The organism is Kribbella sp. VKM Ac-2569 (assembly GCF_004216905.1).
GTDB lineage: Bacteria > Actinomycetota > Actinomycetes > Propionibacteriales > Kribbellaceae > Kribbella.
In genome coordinates this window covers 753080-769351 of sequence record NZ_SGXJ01000003.1, presented here as the reverse complement: position 1 = coordinate 769351, position 16272 = coordinate 753080, and the positions used below count along the sequence as shown (strand labels likewise).

Genomic DNA, 16272 nt, shown 5'->3' with positions numbered 1-16272 from the left:
CGGTGGGTTCGCGCACCATCGGTCCATGACCACCGAACAGCTCCCTGACGAGCACTGGAACGCGTTCTACACCGAGCACGAGCAGATCTGGAGCGGCAAGCCGAACGTCGCCTTCGTCGACGAGGTGTCCGGCCTGACGCCGGGCCGGGCGCTCGACCTCGGCTGCGGCGAAGGGGCCGACGCGATCTGGCTCGCTCGGCAGGGCTGGACGGTGACGGCTGTTGATATCTCGACGGTCGCGCTGGGTCGGGCAGCCGAGCATGCGAAGGCCGCCGGGGTCCGCGACCGGATCGATTGGCAGCAGCACGAGTTGGGGAAGTCGTTCCCGGACGGGGAGTTCGACCTGGTGTCCGCGCAGTTCCTGCACTCCAAGACCGAACTGGCGCGCGACGCAATCCTGCGTAGCGCAGCGGCGGCTGTCGCGCGAGGCGGCGTACTGCTGATCGAGGGCCACCTGGGCTTCCCGCCCGGCGAGCACAATCCGCACCCCGACATTCACTTCCCGGAACCCGACGAGGTGATCGAGAGCCTGGCGCTTCCTGACGGCGAGTGGGAGACGCTGGTCAGTCGCGTCCACGACCGGGCGCAGGTGCTGCGTGACGGCGTACCGATTAATCGCCGCGACTGTACGGTCAAGCTGCGCCGTCACTGAGGCTTGTTCACCTGGGCGTCATCCTCGGGGCTGAGTCTGTGCTCATGAGCGAGCGAAGCGAGGTCATCAAATGGCACAGGACACCTCGTGCCTCATCGGCGCCCGGAGCGAAGCGAGGACGTCGATGAGTGGGCCTGATCTGGTGCAAGAGCTCGGCTTTCGTGTGCTGGACGAGGAGGACGACGACCCGGTGTTGCTGCGGGCCGACGGTACGCCGGTGGATACCTGGCGCGAGGGTTATCCGTACGGCGAGCGGCTGGCGCGGGAGGTCTACGACCGGGACAAACGGCTGTTGCAGATCGAGTTGCTGAAGCTGCAGTACTGGGTGAAGCGGTCGAAGCAGCGGCTCGTGATCGTGTTCGAGGGTCGTGACGCGGCCGGTAAGGGCGGGACGATCAAGCGGTTCATGGAGCACCTCAATCCGCGCGGGGCGAGCATCGTCGCGCTGGAGAAGCCGACCGAGCGCGAGCAGACCCAGTGGTACTTCCAGCGGTACGTCGCGCATCTGCCGGCGGCTGGTGAGATGACATTGTTCGACCGCTCCTGGTACAACCGCGCGTGCGTCGAGCACGTGATGGGGTACTGCGACCAGGAGCAGTACGAGGAGTTCATGCGGCAGACGCCCGAGTTCGAACGGATGCTGGTGCGGTCGGGGATCCTGCTGGTGAAACTGTGGTTCTCGGTGTCGCAGGCCGAACAGCAGACCCGGTTCACGATCCGGCAGATCGACCCGGTCCGGCAGTGGAAACTCTCACCCACCGACCTCGCGTCCCTCGACAAGTGGCAGGCGTACACCGAGGCCAAGGAGGCGATGTTCCACTACACCGACACGCCCCACGCCCCGTGGACCGTTGTCAAAAGCAACGACAAGAAACGCGCCCGCCTGGAAGCCATGCGCCACGTCCTCTCCCTCTACAACTACACCGACAAGGACGAGGACCTAGTAGGCCACCCCGACCCCCAAATCCTCGGCCCCGCAGCCCAAGTCCTAGAACACGGCGAATCCGCCACCCGCACCTTCCCGGACCTACGTGCTGAGAGGTAGGTGGACGGTGAAGGTGGCGCCGTGGGGGTGGGCGTCGGTGGTGGTTACGTGGCCGTGGTGGGCGGCTACCAGGGCGGCGACTATGGAGAGGCCTAGGCCGGAGCCGCCGGTGGAGCGGGTTCGGGCGGTGTCCACTCGGTAGAAGCGTTCGAAGATGCGGGCCTTCTGTTCGTCGGTGAGGCCGGGGCCGGTGTCGCTGACTTCGAGGATGGCTTCGGAGCCGCGGGTGCCGACGGAGACGGTGATGGGTGCGTCGACGGGGGTGTAGTGGAGGGCGTTGCTGACCAGGTTTCCGAGCACCTGCCGCAGACGTGCCTCGTCACCGGAGACCACCGGCGCTTCCGAGTCGGGCAGGATCGTCAGCGAGATGTGGCGGTCGGGCTGCACGGCTTGCGCGTTGTGCAGTGCGTCGGCCGCGATCGGAAGCAGATCGACGGACTCCGAACGCAACGGGCGCTGCTGATCCAGCCGCGCGAGCAGCAACAGGTCGTCGACGAGCAGCCCCATCCGCTTGGCCTCGTCCTCGATCCGGCGCATCGTGTCGGCGTCTGTCACGTCTCCCCGGTGCCGGGCCAGCTCCGCGAACCCCCGGATCGACGTCAACGGCGTACGCAACTCATGCGAAGCGTCCGCCACGAAGCGCCGCATCCGCTCCTCGGACTGCCGAGCGGCTTCCTCCGACTGCCTCGCAGCATCCTCACTCCGCCGCGCCGTGAACTCCGACGCGGTGCGTTGCGCGAACGCGGTCTCGATCTGCCCGAGCATCTGGTTCAGCGCCAGCGACAACCGTCCGACCTCGGTCCGCGGGTCCCGCTGCGGCACCCGTTGGCTCAGATCCCCGCCGGCGATCGCGACCGCGGTGTGCTCCACATCCTCGAGTCCGCGCAGACTTCGCCGTACGACGTAAGTCCCGACGCCGGCCAGCAACACCAGCAGGATCACCCCGGCCGCGACCTGGATCCCCACCAGCCGCTGGATCGTGTGGTCCATCTCCTTCAGGCTCAGCGCCACGATGACGGAGCCCTTCCCGTCGTCGGTAGGCACCGCGAGCACCCGCCACGTCGCTCCGCCGGACTGTGCGTCGACCTGGAACGGCTTCCCGGCCAGGTTCCGCACCTGGTTGAGGTTGAGCATCGGCAGGTTCGGCAGCGGCTCGGTCTCGGCGAGCGGCGACCCGACCGGCCCCTTGTCGCTCGTACCTTCGGAGTCGTTGAACTGCACCACGAACTCGCTCGGTAGCTGCCGACGCGCCGCACCACCGACGCCGGGAGGCAACGGACGCCGATCCGACGGGACGTGCGACAGCGGCATGGCGGACTGCTGCAGTTGCTCGTCGACGCGGTCGGTCAGGTAGCCGCGCATGATCGTCGTCGCCAGCACACCGGAGGCGGCCAGCGCGAGCGCGACCAGCGCCAGCAGGACCACGACGATGGTGACGCGGAGCGGGTACCGGTCGGCGAACCGCCGGTGGTTCAGTTGCATCAGTTGGGGCCTCGCGGAGTACGCAGGACGTAGCCGACCCCGCGGACGGTGTGGAGCAGCTTCTGATCGCCGGTATCGACCTTACGGCGCAGGTAGGACATGTACGACTCGACCACGCCGGCGTCCCCGGCGAAGTCGTAGTTCCAGACCGCGGACAGAATCTGGCCTTTCGACATCACCCGCTCGGCGTTCTCTAGCAGGCATCGCAGCAGTTTGAACTCGGTCAACGACAGTTGCACGGCCTGACCGGACTTGAAGACCTCGTAGCTGTCCTCGTTCAGTTCCAGATCCGCATAGCGCAGTACGGCGGCCTCGGTCGTGGTCTGTTCGCGATGACCGGAACGGCGGAGCAGCGCACGGACACGGGCGACCAGCTCGTCCAGGCTGAACGGTTTCGTGACGTAGTCGTCGCCGCCGGTCTGCAGACCGAGCACCTTGTCCTCGACCGCGTCCCGGGCGGTGAGGAACAGCACCGGCACGTGCCGATCCTCACCGCGCAACCGGCGTACGACCTCGAAGCCGTCCAGCCCGGGCATCATGACGTCGAGCACGACCAGGTCCGGCTCCACGTCCCGCGCCTTGCGCAGCGCCTCGGCGCCGTGAGTCGCCGTGGTCACGTCGTACCCGGCGAAACGCAGGCTCGCGGACAGGAGCTCGACGATGTTCGGCTCGTCGTCGACAACCAGCAGATGCGGACTCATGGTCTCAGTGTGCCGGTGGTTCCCATGCGAACCCTGGAAGGTTCCTGGCAATCACCTGTGAGTCGTCCGCGCCTGCTCAGAGCAGGCTCAGCGTGGACCGTGCTTGAAACCCCACTTCTGGCCCGCCGCGTCGCGGACGGTCCCGTCGTTCACCGAGCTGGCGGTCGCCTTGCCGTCGGTGACCACGGCCGTGACGGTCACGGTGTTCCCGGTCTTCACGTCGTCGATGCCGTCGCGGGCCGCGTTCACCAGCGTGTCCTCGGTGAGTGTGTAGGTGCGGCTGTACCCGTCCGCGCTCTTCACGGTGATCGATTCCTTGCTGACCGCGGTGACCTCGCCGCGCTGGGTCGCGACGGTCTGGTACCCGCCGCCGTCCTTCGGTACGACGAACTCGCCGTGCAGCGCCGCGCCGAGCCCGAACTCGCCCCGCGGCCCGAATCCGCCCTTGCCCGGTCTGTCCGGCTTCTCTTGTTGCCCGGGCGTCGACGGACTGGAGGGGGAGGCCGACGGCGACGGCGTCGGATCCGCGTTGCTCGTGGCCCAAGCGACCCCGCCGGCCGTGGTGGTCACGGCCACGGCGGCCACGGTGCCGAGCAGCCGCCATCGCTTCTGTGAGAGCTTCATCCTGCTGTGCCTTCCGTACTACGTGCCGGGACGTCACCCGGCACTGTTGCTTCCCACGGTGCCGCGTGGAGCTTGGACGAACCTCCACTGCGGATAAGAACAACCTGGCAATCACCTGAGAACCCTGGAAGGTCCCTGGCAGTTCACACGATGAACAGCACGGCGATGAGCCAAACAGCGGCGGCGAGGGAGGTGCCGACTAGCTCGATCAGGATGGAGACGCCGGTCTGGCGCAGCGCGTGCTTGGTCGAGGTCCAGGCCGCGGCATGGTCACGCTGGCGCTGCAACTCGGACAGGTAGACGCCGATCGGGAAGCCGACGAACATCCCGACCACCGGGATGACGAAGAACCCGACGATGCCGAGCAGGACGCCGATGATCATCGACCGCCGCGGTACGCCGGCCTCCCGGAGCCGCCGCTCCGGTACGACGTACTTCACCACCTGACTCGCACCGATCAGGACCACGGCGATCGCGAACACCACCCAGCCGATCGCGCTGCGCTCGACGATCGCCCAGACCAGGATCGCCGCCAGACTCAGGATCGCCCCGGGCAGGATCGGTACGACGATGCCCACGATCCCGACGAAGATCGCGATCCCGACCAGTACGGTCACCCCTGTCTCCATACCCACACTCTCTCGCATCGGCGCACCTTTAGGGTGGAGACATGTCCCCGTTACACGAACTCGTCACCGCCCTCGCCGCCCCTTGGGTGGTCCTGTCGCCCAGGTCCGGTCAGCTGACGGGTTCCGGCTCCGAGGGCGTGTACGCCCGGGACCGCCGGATCCTGTCCCACCTGAGCGTGACGGTCGACGGACGCGAACCGCTCCCGGTGCATGTCGACGAGCGGGACGCGGCCACCCATCAGTACGTCGCGATGGTCGAGGGACTCGGCGACACCCGGCACGACCCGACCGTGATGCTGTACCGGACCCGGACCGTCGACTCCGAAGGTCTCACCGAGCGCATCACCCTCGTGAACCGCTCCCGGTCGGCGATCGAGGGTCGGCTGGACGTTGCCCTCGGCACCGACCTCGCGGGCACGGCCGCGGTCCGCAGCGGCGCCGCCACCAGCCTGCCGCAACTCGCTCCGCTCCCGGACGGCCCCGGACGTACGCGCTGGGAGAGCGACGACACCCGCGTCGTCGTCACCGCCGACCCGGGCGTGTCGGCCACACCGCGCGTCGAGCCGGGGGAGGAGTTCACCATCACCGTGCGCGTGACGGCCGACTTCCCGAAGTCGAACACCGGCTTCTCGATCGAGCCGCCGGCCGAGCGCACGCCGTACGACGTCAGTGTCCGTTGTGACGACAAACGCGTCGAACGCTGGCTGGACCGTTCGCTGGAGGACGTCCGCGCGCTCCAGCTCGCCGCCGACAACGACCGCTACCTAGGCGCCGGTCCGCCTTGGTACCTCACGCTCTTCGGCCGCGACTCACTCATCTCGTCGGGCATGCTGATCCCCGTCGACCCCACGCTCGCCGCGGGCACGCTGCGTGCGCTCGCCGCGCGGCAAGGCACCAAGGTCGACACCGGGTCCGCCGAACAACCGGGCAAGATCCCGCACGAGCTACGCGCCGAGGTCGCCGACCACGGCGGCGGCCTGGTTCTCCCGGCCGTGTACTACGGCACGCACGACGCCACCCAGCTGTGGATCATGACGCTGCACAAGGCGTGGCGCTGGGGCATGCCCGCCGACGAGGTCCGCGACCTGCTGCCGAACCTGAAGCGCGCCCTCACCTGGCTGAAGGAGTACGCCGACCCGGACGACGACGGCTTCCTCGAGTACGTCGACGAGTCGGGCCACGGGCTCGCGAACCAGGGCTGGAAGGACTCCAACGACGCGGTGCAATGGCCGGACGGGACGCTGGCGACGGCGCCGATCGCGCTGTGCGAGGTGCAGGGATACGCGTACGCCGCTGCCGTGCAGGGCGCCGAGCTGCTCGATGCGCACGGCGAGTCCGGCGACGAGTGGCGGACCTGGGCGACCGCGCTGCAGGAACGCTTCCGCGAGGCGTTCTGGGTCGACGGCTACCCGGCGATCGCGCTCGACGGCGCGAAGAACCCGGTCGCCGGCCGTGCCTCGAACATGGGCCACCTGCTCGGCACGGGGCTGCTCGACGCGGACGAGGAGCAGACGGTCGCCGACGTGCTGGCCGGCGAGGACCTGAACAGTGGCTTCGGGCTGCGGACGCTGTCCACCACGATGACCCGCTTCAACCCACTCGGCTACCACACCGGCAGCGTGTGGCCGCACGACACCGCGATGACCGTCCAAGGCCTCTTCGCGAGCGGTCAGTCCGACGTGGCGTCGTCGTACGTCGAGGGTCTGGTCCGTGCTGCGGAGGCGTTCGGCTATCGCCTGCCGGAGTTGTACGGCGGACGCGGGACGGGCGCGGAGCGTGCGCCGACGCCGTACCCGCTCTCGTGCCGCCCGCAGGCGTGGGCGGCGGCCTCGGCGGTCGCCGTCCTGGTGGCCGCGTTCGGTATCGAGCCCGACGTACCCGGCGGCACGCTGACGATCAATCCCGCTGACTCGGTGCCTTGGCAGGTGCTCGAACTCGACGGGCTGCGGGTCGGCGGCGAGACGTTGTCGCTCCGGTTCGAGAACGGCTCCGTGGTGGTTGTGGAAGGTCCTCAGAGTGCCGTGATCAGCGCGAACGCCGACAGCCCGAGGTAGATCGCAGCGACGATCAGGTTGCGGCGGCGGCTCGATGTACGGACCGAGCGGAAGCGGCGACCGACGGCGTCGGCGCCGACCGCGTAGCAGAGGTCGAGGGTGAGGCCGATCAGCAAGGCGCCGACGCCGAGCACCAGGAGTTCGGAGCGGAGCTGGGCGGGATCCGCGCCGCGGGTCGCGAACTGCGGCAGGAACGCGAGGAAGAACAGCGCGGCCTTCGGGTTGAGCAGGTTGACCACGACGCCGTCGCGGAACACGCGGCCGAGCGGCGCGGCCTGAATATCGGCTGCGTGGTCGCTCGCGGGAGCCTTGAGCAGCTTGAGGCCGAGGTACGCGAGGTAGAGCGCCCCGGCGACGGTGATCGCCGTGAAGAGCGTGGGCGACGCCTGCACGAGGGTGGCGAGACCGAGCGCGGTCACGACGATGTAGACGAGCGTGCCGGTCTCGATGGCCAGCGCCGAGACGACGCCTGCGCGGCGGCCCTGGGTGAGGCTGCGGAGCGAGATGTACAGGTTGTTCGGCCCCGGCATCCCGACCAGCACCACCGTCGCGCCGGTGAACCCCAGCAGCTGACCGATCATCATCTCTTCTCACTCCTGCTCTCGAACTGGACTGCCTTCCGGTACTAGCCTGGCGGCGCGAGAAGCAGTCCACCCGAGCCAATATGAGGAGAAGTGGACCGTTCTGGAGACCCGTCGGCACTGGCCGACCTCATCGGGCACCGGCTCAGCACCCGCACCGGCGGCCTGTACCGGCGGCTCGCCGACGAGATCGGCGCCCTGATCGGTTCCGCCGAGCTCCCGGTCGGCGCCCGCCTCCCGGCCGAACGACGGCTGGCCGACTCGTTGGCGATCAGTCGCTCGACGGTCGTCGCGGCGTACGACGAACTCCGCGCCCGCGGCCTGGTCGAAAGCCGGCGCGGCAGCGGTACGACGGTCGCACGCGCGGCCGGACGTGGTCGTTCACGATCGGACAAGCAGATGCCGGCCGGGTACGGCGAGTCGCTGTTCCACCGGATCACCGTCGGACCGGGCGAGGTCATCTCGCTCACGTACGCCGTGGATCCCGGGCTGCCCGAACTGTCGTCGGAGCTGATCGAGCTGGCCTCCGACGAGCTGCCCGCACTGCTCGGCGACGTCGGGTACCACCCGCGTGGTCTGCCGGTACTGCGCGAGCGGATCGCGGAACACTTCACCGAGGGCGGGCTGCCGACGTCGCCCGATGAGATCGTGGTGACGACCGGCGCGCACCAGGCGATCGCGCTGGCGACGCAGATGTACCTGCGCAACGGCGCCGCGGTCGCCATCGAGCAGCCGAGTTGGCCGGGATGTTTCGACCTGTTCGGCGCGGCCGGCGGGCGAGTGGTCGGCGTACCGCTGGACGACGCCGGGATCCGGCCGGACCTGCTCGAGGCCGCCTTCGCGGAGCATCAGCCGGCGATGCTGTTCGTGATGCCGACGTTCCACAACCCGACCGGCCGGCTGATGTCGGCGAACCGTCGTCGCCAGGTCGCGGAGCTGGCCGCGCGGCACGGAGTCGTCGTGGTCGAGGACAACGCGTACTCCGCGTGGGATCCGGCCGGTCCGGAGATCCCGCCACCGCTAGCGGCGTACGCGCCGGACGACGCCGAGGTGCTGACGATCGGGTCGGTGTCGAAGGCCGTGTGGGGCGGACTGCGGATCGGGTGGATCCGGGCGTCGCGGCCGCTTGCTGAGCGGCTGGCGCGGCACAAGGCGCTGGCCGACCTCGGGAGTCCGGTCATCGACCAGGCACTGACTGCGCGGCTGCTGCCGCGGCTCACCGAGCTGACGTCGGCACGGGCGCGGCTGGCGACCGTGCGGAAGAAGTTGATGGGGGAGTTGCTGACCGAACGACTTCCGGACTGGGAATGGTCGTCGCCGGTCGGTGGGTCGGCGTTGTGGGTCCGGTTGCCGGACACCGATGCGCGGGTGTTCGCACAGGTGGCGCTGCGGCACGGCGTCGAGGTGGTGGCCGGGCAGGCGATGGATCCGTCGGGTGCGCACGACGACTACCTACGGGTGCCGTTCGCCTACTCCGAGCAAGTGCTTGATGATGCGGTCGCGCGGCTGTCGCGGGCCTGGCAGGAACTGCGGCGACACGGGCCCGGTCCCGGCGTACCTGTCGTGTAAGCCTTTTGGGTCAAAAGAGGGATGGCGGTTCACCCCTCGGGTGAACCGCCATCGAAGCCTGTGATGACTTTGGCGCCGGCGCTGGCGCGTTTAGAACAGCGTGAGGGTCACCGCTCGTCGTCTACGGCGACCGTGGTGGGGGTGGCTTCGAGCCGACCGGTCTCGTCGTGGATGGTGATCGCGATGTCGCGCAGCTTCTCCGAGTGCTCGCGGCCGTGGTGGGCGCAGAAAAGTAGCTCCCCACCGCTGGTCAGGGTGACTCGGACGTAGGCCTGCGCACCGCAGCGGTCACAACGATCCGCGGCAGACAGCGCCGAACTCGGGGCGAGTGCTGTAGTCATTGAGGCCTCATCTCATCTAGTTCCGTACTCACCAGATAGCAACATCCTGACACGTGGATCGCTTCCCGGTGGGGACAACGTGTCCGTATGTGAGACGAACCACCTGTCTTCGTATGACGCTTGCTGACGCGGAATCGTTTCGTCGGCGGGCGTTTTTCTGGTGAGACACGGAGGCGGGGTGCTTCTTCTCTCACTGTGCGCCATGAACCCGTCACCGTCTGCTCGGGTTCGGAGTGTCGTACGCCACTCTTAATCGAGTCCGGATCGATACCTGTCTCGTTGCCTGTCTCCGGTACCCACCCGCCAGTCGTCACAGGCCCCGCCTGCCACGATTTGGGGGTGCGGCCGCATAAGCTGCGGTGTGTAAGTGTGGCAATCCAGTGAAGGAGCCCTGTGGCCGCCCCGACGCCTCGCAGTACCGAGATCGACCCGGCGTACAACGCCCGCCATCTGCTCGTCCTCGAAGGTCTCGAGGCGGTCCGGAAGCGGCCCGGTATGTACATCGGGTCCACCGACAGCCGCGGCCTGATGCACTGCCTGTGGGAGATCATCGACAACGCCGTCGACGAGGCCTTGGCCGGGCACGGCGAGCGGATCGACGTGGTGCTCCACAAGGACGGTTCGGTCGAGGTTGTGGACCGCGCGCGCGGGATCCCGGTCGATATCGAGCCGAAGACCAAGCTCAGCGGTGTCGAGGTCGTGTTCACCAAGCTGCACGCCGGCGGCAAGTTCGGCGGCGGGTCGTACAACGCGTCCGGTGGTCTGCACGGTGTCGGCGCGTCGGTGGTGAATGCGCTGTCCGCGCGGCTGGACGTCGAGGTCGACCGTGGCGGCGTGATCTGGACGACGTCCTTCCGGCGCGGTGTCGCCGGTGAGTTCGACGGCGAGGGGGCCGCGGCCGGCTTCACCCCGGCGAAGGGACTGCGGAAGGCGGGCCGCGCGAAGAAGGGCGTCACCGGCACCCGGATCCGGTACTGGGCGGACCGGCAGATCTTCACCAAGGACGCGGCCTTCAACTACGACGAACTGGTCACCCGGGCGCGGCAGACGTCCTTCCTGGTGCCGGGGCTCGAGCTGGTGATCCGCGACGAGCGCGGCGACGAGATCACCGAGGAGACCTTCAAGCACGACGGCGGCATCAGCGAGTTCTGCGAGTTCCTGGCGACGGACCAGAAGGTGACCGAGGTCGTCCGGCTGGCCGGGACCGGTCACTTCACCGAGACCGTGCCGATGCTCGACGACGCCGGCCACATGACGCCGACCGACGTCGAGCGGGACCTGGACGTCGACATCGCGGTGCGCTGGGGCGACGGGTACGAGACCGAGCTGCGGTCGTTCGTGAACATCGTCGCGACCCCGAAGGGCGGCACCCACGTCGCCGGGTTCGAGCGGGCGCTGTCGAAGAGTTTCACAAACGCACTTGACGGCACCCGGCTGCTGAAGAGCGGCGAGGAGATCATCAAGGACGACGTACTCGAGGGTCTGACCGCGGTCGTGACGGTACGGCTGGCCGAGCCGCAGTTCGACGGGCAGACGAAGGAAGTGCTGGGTACGCCGGCGGCGTCGCGGATCGTGGCGAAGGTCGTGCAGTCCGAGCTCGAGTCGTTCCTGACGTCGACGAAACGGGAGTACAAGGCGCAGGCGCGCGCCGTACTGGAGAAGATCGTCGCCGCTTCCCGGACGCGCGTCGCGGCGCGTCAGCACCGGGAGCTACAGCGGCGGAAGACCGCGCTGGAGTCGTCTGCGCTGCCGGCGAAGCTGGCGGACTGCCGGAGCAACGACGTCGACCGGTCCGAGCTGTTCATCGTCGAGGGTGATTCGGCGTTGGGTACGGCGAAGCTCGCGCGGAGCTCGGAGTTCCAGGCGCTGCTGCCGATCCGCGGCAAGATCCTGAACGTGCAGAAGGCATCCGTCAGCGACGTCCTGAAGAACGTCGAGTGCGCGTCGATCATCCAGGTGGTCGGTGCCGGCTCGGGCCGCACGTTCGACCTCGAGCAGGCGCGCTACGGCAAGATCATCTTCATGGCGGACGCCGACTCCGACGGCGCCCACATCCGGACGCTGCTCGCGACGCTCTTCTTCCGGTACATGCGGCCGCTGGTGGAGGCGGGGCGGGTCTACACCGCCGTACCGCCGCTGCACCGGTTCGAGCTGACGAACCCGAAGAAGGGGCAGGACAAGTACCTGTACACGTACAGCGACTCGGAGTACCAGCGGAAGACGGCCGAACTGATGAAGAAGGGCGTCCGCTGGAAGGAGCCACCGCAGCGCTACAAGGGTCTCGGTGAAATGGACGCCGACCAGCTGGCCGAAACCACCATGGACCCCCGGCACCGCACCCTCCGCCGCATCACGGTAGACGACGCCGAAGCCGCCGCCCAGGTCTTCGACCTCCTGATGGGCAACGACGTAGCCCCCCGCAAGGAGTTCATAGTCCAAGGCGCCTACGACCTGGACGAAAACCGCATCGACGTCTGATCTGCCGCCGACGTCCAGCCCATCACAATTGCCGGCCGCCCGGCGATCCACGCTCGCGCACGCCAGCCGCGATCGATTGTGATGGCCTGGACGTCCACGCTCTCCGGCTGAGGTGGTGCCGACTGGGGTGTGTGAGGGTGGGGGTGTGGAGCGGACACCTGGGTTGGTTTGTTTTGATTTGGACAACACGCTGATCGATCGGGATGGGGCGTTTCTGAAGTGGGCGCGTTGGTGGGCGGACTTGAATGGGCTGGGGGAGTCCGGTGTCGAGTGGTTGCTTGCTCATGACGACGGTGGGTTCAGGCCGCGGGCGGAGCTGTTCGAGCTGGCGCGGGCGCGGTTCGGGCTCGCGGCTCCGGTGGACGAACTGGTGGCGTCGTACGACGAGGAACATCCGTTGTTCACCTGGGTGGAGCAGCCCGTGCTCGACGGACTGGCCGACCTGCGCGCAGCCGGCTGGCGCATCGCGGTCGTGACGAACGGCGGCACCATCCAGCAGAACCTGAAACTCGAGTACACCCAGATCGCCGACGCCATCGACTACGCCTGCGTCTCCGAAACAGTCGGCGTCCGCAAACCCGACCGACGAATCTTCGAACTAGCCGGAACCCAAACCGGCACGACCCTCGACGACGGCTGGATGGTAGGCGACCACCCATCCCACGACATTGCCGGCGGCATCGCGGCAGGCCTCCACACGATCCAGATCGGAAGCCGGCAAGTGCCAGACGCGCCGGTCGCGGATCATCAGTTCGAATCGGTAGTGAAAGCGTTCCCGGTCATCTTGGCGGGATGACCTGGCCCGGCGCGACCTCGCGTCCGTCGACAGTGATCGTCGTACGGCGGGACTCGATCGCGACCTCGATCGCGTGGCCGCGGTAGCTGAGGTTGGTGAGCCTGACGTTGCCTGCAGCAACCGGATTGGGGCTGATGGTCAACGACCCATCGGGTTGGGGTTGGATGCCTAGGAGACCGGTGAGGAGGGATTCGGCTCCGGTCAGGCCGGCGATGATGTTGATGCGGCGGCCGGTGGCGGGGGCGCCGGGTTTGTCGGAGTAGTGGTCCTGGGGGAAGTACGGGTAGTGCTCGCCCATCCAGAACAGACGACGTAGCACGTCCCAGGCGCGGTCGGGTTCGCCGTGTTCCCAAAGGGTGAGCGCTAGTTGCGGGGCCTCGCCGGTATAGGCGCCGGCCCCGGACCAGTCGATGTCGGCCGTCTCGTAGTGCATTGGATCCTCGGCGCTGACGCTGCTGACGCCGTACTCGCCAAGGAACGCGCCGGGTCGCAGGTGGCTGATCAGCGCGGCGGCGACCTCGGGTGGGCAGGCGCCGGCGCGAAGTACGTCGTACGCCTGGATCGAGTACGCGAGCTCGGTATGGCCGTCCGGGTAGCGGCTGCGGAACCAGCCGGCGTCGGCGTCCCACAACTGGCGGATCACCTCGGTGCGGATCTGTTGCGCGGACTCCCGGAGTTCGGTGGTCGGAAGTGCGGCGCCGGTGAGGTCGGACAGGTCGGCGAGGGCGTCGAGGGCCCACGCACGTTCGGCGTTCGGGCTCGCGACGACGTGCTCCCAGCCGGTACTTCGCATCTCGAGGAGATTGCTCTGATCGCCGTAGTCCCGCAGTACGCCGGTCTGATCGTCCGGCTGGAACCGCTTGTCGAGCGCGATCAGTACGTCGTACAGCCGTGACACCAGCGTGGGATCGAGCCGACGTTCCGCGGCGGCGGCGCGGGCGAGGGAGACGAGCGACCAGCCGCTGTACGCGTAGGCGACGCCGAGGCCGGTGCCGTCGGGGGCGATCGCGTACCGGTCGGTGAGGTCGGCGTCGAGGAACGACTCGATGATGTCAATGACGCGGTCGCCGAGCATCAGGCTGAGGAGGTTGGGCGCGTAGCCGCCGGTGTCCCAGGCGTAGGCGCAGAGCGCGCCGCCGTCGAGGCCGGAGGTCGAGATGAACGGCCGGGTGACGAAGTCCGGATGATCCCACCAGCACACCAAACCGCTGGCCAGCGAACGCCGGTAGTACTGCTCGAGCCCCGGGATGTCGGACGTGAGCACAGGGAGCCGCCCGAGGAGGTCGGCGAGGTCGTCGGGCGGCGATGTGTTTCCGGTGGGGCCGACTGTCAGGGTGAAGGTGACCTTGCCCCGGGGTGGGAGCGCCACGGTCAGATCGCTGTGGTGGAAGGGAATCTCGTCGTCCGCGCCCGGGCCGGGTGGGACCCAACCCCATTCGGAGAGCGGTACCCGGTGGGTCTTGGTCGGGGCGAGGTCGGGCTGGATCGACACCTCGTGGGTGTTGGCGGAGCGGTTGGTGACCGTCAGCGTGAGCTCGTACCCGACCGCGCCCGGAACGAGCATGGACTCAACGGCGAGCGACGTCAGTCGGCCGTCGGCGTACTGGTGATAAGTGCCGTGGCGGACCAGGCGATCCGGACGCCACGTGCCGCCGGCCGGCAGCAGCCCGCGATCTCCGGCTCCAGGTCGTGCAGCGTCGACAATGCGTCGGCCGTCGACCTCGAACGAGATCGTCAGCCGGCTGTCAGGCGCGGCCAGTGGGGGAGCGAACCAGCCGCCGACGCCGCACACGGTGTTCGCGAGTTGGGTGACGGTGCCGGTCGGGCTGCGCACCCAGAGCTCGGCGGGCGGTACGGCGCGGCGCAGGTCGAAGCTGAAGTCGTCGAGGGAGTACGGCGGCATGGGCGGCCTTCCTGATTCGCGGGCAGCGCGAGGCGCCCGCAGCCGAGTGCGCCGGGGCAGAGCGTGCCGGACCGGTCCGGGCAGGTGATCCCGGCCTACGTAGGACCGGTCCAACACGGTGGGCCGATCGTGGCATGATGACGGCGTACGGCGCAATCCCCTGGCGGGAAACCGTTTTCGGGCGAGGTGTTGACGGGGTTGCGGGCCGCTGTTACGTTCCGGTGCACAAGCCCGTTGGACCAGTCCAACGGATCCAGCAGAGGGAGGTGGCCGGATGGCGAAGCTGACGATTCGTGACATCGCCGCGCTGTCCGGTGTCTCGAAGTCGACGGTCTCCCTGGTGCTGAACAACAGCCCGAAGGTCGACCCGGCGACGCGGCGGCACGTGCTCGCGGTGATGCGGCGGAACCGGTATGTCCCGAGTTTCGCGGCGACCGCGCTGGCCAAGGGCAGCACCCGGCTGATCGGGATGGTCGTGCCGGGCCTGTCCTGGCACATGGTTGCCTCGATCAACATCGGGGTGGCCGCGGTGACCGAGCGCAGCGGTTTCGACATCATCCTGTACACCGCGACCAACGACCGCGACTACGGTTCGCTGATCGACCGCATCCTCACGTCGAGCATGGTGTCCGGCCTGCTCGTGGTCAGCCACGAGCAGCCGCTGGAACCGCTCGTCCAACTGCACTCCGACGGCCTGCCGGTCGTCCTCGTGAACACGGTCGACGCCGATGTCGCGCTGCCGTCGGTCACCGCCGACAACTACGACGGCGCGCTGACGGCGATGGACCACCTGCTTCAGCTGGGACACGAGCGCATCGCCTGTGTCCAAGGCCGGATGGTCTACCGGTGCTGTCAGGACCGCTACCGCGGTTACCTGGACGCGCTCCGGACGGCCGGCATCCAGCCCGATCCCGAGCTCACCAAACCCGGTGACTTCCTGCCCGAGCAGATCCGCGCCCGTTCGCGGGAGCTGTTCGCGCTGCCCCCGGACCAGCGGCCGACCGCCGTGTTCGCGCACTCGGACGTGACGGCGTACGCCGTGATGACCGCCGCGGCCGAGGCCGGACTGCGGGTCCCGGAAGACGTCTCCGTGATCGGTTTCGACGACATCGAGTCGGCGGCCCAGATCCGGCCGCCGCTGACCACCATCCAGCAGCCGTTCGTGGACATGGGCAAGCGCGCCGCCGAGATGCTGCTCGACGCGATCGGCCCTGCCGACCCACTGCCTGACGCTGCACCCGAAGAAGAACCGGCCGACGGGCACCCCCGGCTCGTGATGCCGACCAGCTTGATCGTCCGGGCGAGTTGCGGGCCGGCGCCCGTGACCCGATCCCCGCGCGGACGCTCGCAGACGACCTCCAAGGCCTGATCCGTACCGGATCGAGGTCCCGCCCGACCGCCCGATCGCAGCAGTCCC

Annotated in this window: 14 protein-coding genes; 7 read left to right on the top strand and 7 right to left on the bottom strand. The window is 68.4% G+C overall.

The features are described 5' to 3' along the window. Positions 1 to 25 precede the first annotated feature (25 nt). Both EV649_RS24005 and ppk2 read left to right on the top strand, forming a co-directional pair. Positions 26 to 652: a class I SAM-dependent methyltransferase gene (locus tag EV649_RS24005; protein ID WP_130385803.1), complete on the top strand. Its 627-nt coding sequence runs from the start codon at positions 26 to 28 to the stop codon at positions 650 to 652. A gap of 124 nt (positions 653 to 776) precedes the next feature. Next, positions 777 to 1697, top strand: coding sequence for a polyphosphate kinase 2 (ppk2, locus tag EV649_RS24000; RefSeq protein WP_241998600.1), 921 nt, complete (start codon positions 777 to 779; stop codon positions 1695 to 1697). Here the strand turns inward: ppk2 and EV649_RS23995 are convergent. From EV649_RS23995 to EV649_RS23980, 4 genes are all read right to left on the bottom strand, one after another. After that, positions 1680 to 3179, bottom strand: coding sequence for a HAMP domain-containing sensor histidine kinase (locus EV649_RS23995; protein ID WP_130385801.1), 1500 nt, complete (start codon positions 3177 to 3179; stop codon positions 1680 to 1682). The genes ppk2 and EV649_RS23995 overlap by 18 nt on opposite strands. Then, complete coding sequence (locus EV649_RS23990) at positions 3179 to 3880, bottom strand: response regulator transcription factor (protein WP_130385800.1); 702 nt, start codon at positions 3878 to 3880, stop codon at positions 3179 to 3181. Before EV649_RS23990 ends, EV649_RS23995 begins: the two co-directional genes overlap by 1 nt. A gap of 87 nt (positions 3881 to 3967) precedes the next feature. Then, positions 3968 to 4504 (bottom strand): hypothetical protein, encoded by a 537-nt coding sequence (locus EV649_RS23985; RefSeq protein WP_130385799.1) that lies wholly within the window; start codon positions 4502 to 4504, stop codon positions 3968 to 3970. A 143-nt stretch (positions 4505 to 4647) separates the two neighbouring features. After that, entirely contained in the window at positions 4648 to 5151 is a 504-nt protein-coding gene (locus EV649_RS23980) for a DUF456 domain-containing protein (RefSeq protein ID WP_241998598.1), read from the bottom strand. Positions 5152 to 5174: 23 nt separating this feature from the next. On the opposite strand from EV649_RS23980, the gene EV649_RS23975 reads away from it, so the two are divergent. Further along, complete coding sequence (locus EV649_RS23975) at positions 5175 to 7187, top strand: glycogen debranching N-terminal domain-containing protein (RefSeq protein ID WP_130385798.1); 2013 nt, start codon at positions 5175 to 5177, stop codon at positions 7185 to 7187. On the opposite strand, the gene EV649_RS23970 is transcribed toward EV649_RS23975, so the two are convergent. Continuing rightward, positions 7145 to 7771, bottom strand: a complete 627-nt coding sequence (locus tag EV649_RS23970; protein WP_130385797.1) for a LysE family translocator — start codon at positions 7769 to 7771, stop codon at positions 7145 to 7147. The genes EV649_RS23975 and EV649_RS23970 overlap by 43 nt on opposite strands. 90 nt (positions 7772 to 7861) lie before the next feature. Between EV649_RS23970 and EV649_RS23965 the strand changes: the two genes are divergently transcribed. After that, entirely contained in the window at positions 7862 to 9337 is a 1476-nt protein-coding gene (locus tag EV649_RS23965; RefSeq protein ID WP_130385796.1) for a PLP-dependent aminotransferase family protein, read from the top strand. 107 nt (positions 9338 to 9444) lie between these two features. On the opposite strand, the gene EV649_RS23960 is transcribed toward EV649_RS23965, so the two are convergent. Then, positions 9445 to 9678 carry a hypothetical protein gene (locus tag EV649_RS23960; RefSeq protein ID WP_130385795.1) on the bottom strand — a complete coding sequence of 78 codons (234 nt, stop codon included), beginning with the start codon at positions 9676 to 9678 and terminating at the stop codon, positions 9445 to 9447. Positions 9679 to 10071: 393 nt separating this feature from the next. On the opposite strand from EV649_RS23960, the gene EV649_RS23955 reads away from it, so the two are divergent. Further along, positions 10072 to 12156, top strand: coding sequence for a DNA topoisomerase IV subunit B (locus EV649_RS23955; RefSeq protein WP_130385794.1), 2085 nt, complete (start codon positions 10072 to 10074; stop codon positions 12154 to 12156). Between the two features lie 112 nt (positions 12157 to 12268). Further along, positions 12269 to 12952, top strand: a complete 684-nt coding sequence (locus EV649_RS23950) for an HAD family hydrolase (RefSeq protein ID WP_347233148.1) — start codon at positions 12269 to 12271, stop codon at positions 12950 to 12952. Here the strand turns inward: EV649_RS23950 and EV649_RS23945 are convergent. Continuing rightward, positions 12936 to 14855 carry a hypothetical protein gene (locus EV649_RS23945; protein WP_130385792.1) on the bottom strand — a complete coding sequence of 640 codons (1920 nt, stop codon included), beginning with the start codon at positions 14853 to 14855 and terminating at the stop codon, positions 12936 to 12938. The two genes, EV649_RS23950 and EV649_RS23945, sit on opposite strands and share 17 nt — an antisense overlap. A 274-nt stretch (positions 14856 to 15129) precedes the next feature. Between EV649_RS23945 and EV649_RS23940 the strand changes: the two genes are divergently transcribed. Then, on the top strand, positions 15130 to 16224 hold the full coding sequence (locus tag EV649_RS23940) for a LacI family DNA-binding transcriptional regulator (RefSeq protein WP_130385791.1): 1095 nt from the start codon (positions 15130 to 15132) through the stop codon (positions 16222 to 16224). The last annotated feature ends 48 nt before the right edge of the window (positions 16225 to 16272 follow it).